This is a genomic window from Kitasatospora sp. NPDC087861 (assembly GCF_044742585.1).
GTDB lineage: Bacteria > Actinomycetota > Actinomycetes > Streptomycetales > Streptomycetaceae > Kitasatospora.
In genome coordinates this window covers 1-2083 of the sequence record NZ_JBIUUS010000105.1, presented here as the reverse complement: position 1 = coordinate 2083, position 2083 = coordinate 1, and the positions used below count along the sequence as shown (strand labels likewise).

General features: G+C 69.6%; 1 protein-coding gene. It reads right to left on the bottom strand.

The genetic code is table 11. The annotated features are described in order from the left end of the window. A partial coding sequence (locus ACIOJE_RS41235) for a condensation domain-containing protein (protein ID WP_400783830.1) occupies positions 1 to 2083 on the bottom strand: 2083 nt, incomplete at both ends.

Here is a 2083-nt window from a genome sequence, read left to right as displayed (position 1 = left end):
TCGTCTTGGATCAGTTTGGCGAGGTAGGCGGGTTCGCGGTGGCCGCCGGGTCGGGCGATGACGAGGGTGGCGCCTTCGAGGAGGGTCCAGAAGAACTCCCATACGGAGACGTCGAAGCCGAACGGTGTCTTCTGCAGGACCCGGTCGTCAGCGGTGAGGCTGTAGGCGTGTTGCATCCAGGTGAGGCGGTTGACGATTCCGGCGTGGGGGACGACGACGCCCTTGGGTCGGCCGGTGGAGCCGGAGGTGAAGATGACGTACGCCGGGTGGTCGGGCGACAGCCCCGGGTGCGGCAGATCTGTCGAGTCGTGGTCGCAGGCCTTGTCGACCAGGGTCTCGGTGACCGTCACGGGTGAGTCGGTCTGGTTGAGCAGGTAGTCGATGCGCTCGGCGGGGTAGTCGGGGTCGACGGGCAGGTAGGCGCCGCCGGCCTTGAGGATGCCGAGGAGCGCGGTGACCATCTCGATGGAGCGTTCCATCAGGACGGGTACCACCGTCTCGGGGCCGACACCCTGCTTGGTGAGCAGGTGCGCGACCTGGTTGGCCCGCGTGTTCAGCTCCGCGTAGGTGAGTGATTCGTCCTCGAAGACCACCGCCACCGCGTCCGGTGTCTGTGCCACGCGGGCCTCGAACAGCTCGGGCAGGGTGCCCGCCGGGACCACGGCCGCCGTGTCGTTCCACCCCTCCAACACCTGCCGCCGCTCGGCGGGGCTGAGCACGTCGACGTGGCTGACAGGGAGCCGCGGCTCGGAGCCGGCCGCCTTGAGGACCCGGACGAAGCGCGTGGCGAGCTGTTCGGCCGTCTCGGTGTCGAAGAGGTCCCGCGCGAAGGTCAGCGACCCGTTCAGCCCGGCAGCCTCGCCATCCGCGTCGAAGGTCTCGTCCAGGGTGAGATCCAGGTCGAACCTCGCCGCCAGCTCTCCCGGCGGCAGAAGGGTCGCGTCCAGCTCGGGGAGGCTGAGGGCGGCCTGGGTGTTGTTCTGGAGGGTGAGCATGACCTGGAAGAGCGGGTGGCGGGCCATGGACCGCGCGGGGGCTATCTCCTCCACCAGGCGTTCGAAGGGGATGTCCTGGTGGGCGAAGGCGGTGAGGTCTGCTTCGCGGATGCGGTGGAGGAGTTGGGTGAAGGTGGGGTTGCCGCTGAGGTCGGTGCGTAGGACGAGGGTGTTGACGAAGAAGCCGATGAGGTTGTCGAGGGCTTCGTCGGTGCGGCCGGCGACGGGCGTGCCGATCGGGACGTCCGTCCCGGCGCCGAGGCGGGAGAGCAGGACGGCGAACGCCGCCTGCAGCACCATGAACACCGTGACGCCCTCGGCGCGCGCGAGTGCCACGACCTGCTGGTGAAGCTCAGCGGGTACGGCGAACGTGGTGGTTCCGCCGTGGTGGCTGGCGGTGGCGGGGCGGGGGCGGTCGGTGGGGAGGGTGAGTTCGTCGGGGAGGTCGGTGAGGGTCTGGCGCCAGTAGGTGAGTTGCTGGGAGAGGAGGCTGTGCGGGTCGTCGGGGGAGCCGAGGAGGTTGCGTTGCCAGAGGGTGTAGTCGGCGTACTGGACGGTGAGTGGTTCCCAGGCGGGAGCGGTGCCGGTGAGTCGGGTGGTGTAGGCGGTGGAGATGTCGTGGGCGAGGGGGCCCATGGACCAGCCGTCGCCGGCGATGTGGTGGACGACGACGAGCAGGGTGTGCTCGGTCTCGCCGTGGGAGAACAGCCAGGCGCGGATGGGGAGTTCGGCGCCGAGGTCGAAGGTGTGCGCGGTCGCCCGTGCGAGGGCGGTCGCGTCATAGGCGCCCACCGTGAGCAGACGGTCGACGGAGTCGGCCGGACGTACCTGCTGACGCGGGTGGCCGTCCACCGTCGGGTAGATGGTGCGCAGGACTTCGTGGCGTTCGACGACGTCGTGTAGTGCGGCGTCGAGGGCGGTGGTGTCGAGGTGGCCGGTCAGGTGCAGGGCGAGGGGGATGTTGTAGGTGGGGCTGGGGCCTTCCAGTTCGCTGAGGAACCAGAGGCGTTGCTGGGCGTAGGAGACCGGTAGGGCCTCGGGTCGGGTGGTGGTGGTGAGGGCGGGGCGGCTGGTGGTGGTGTCGTCGA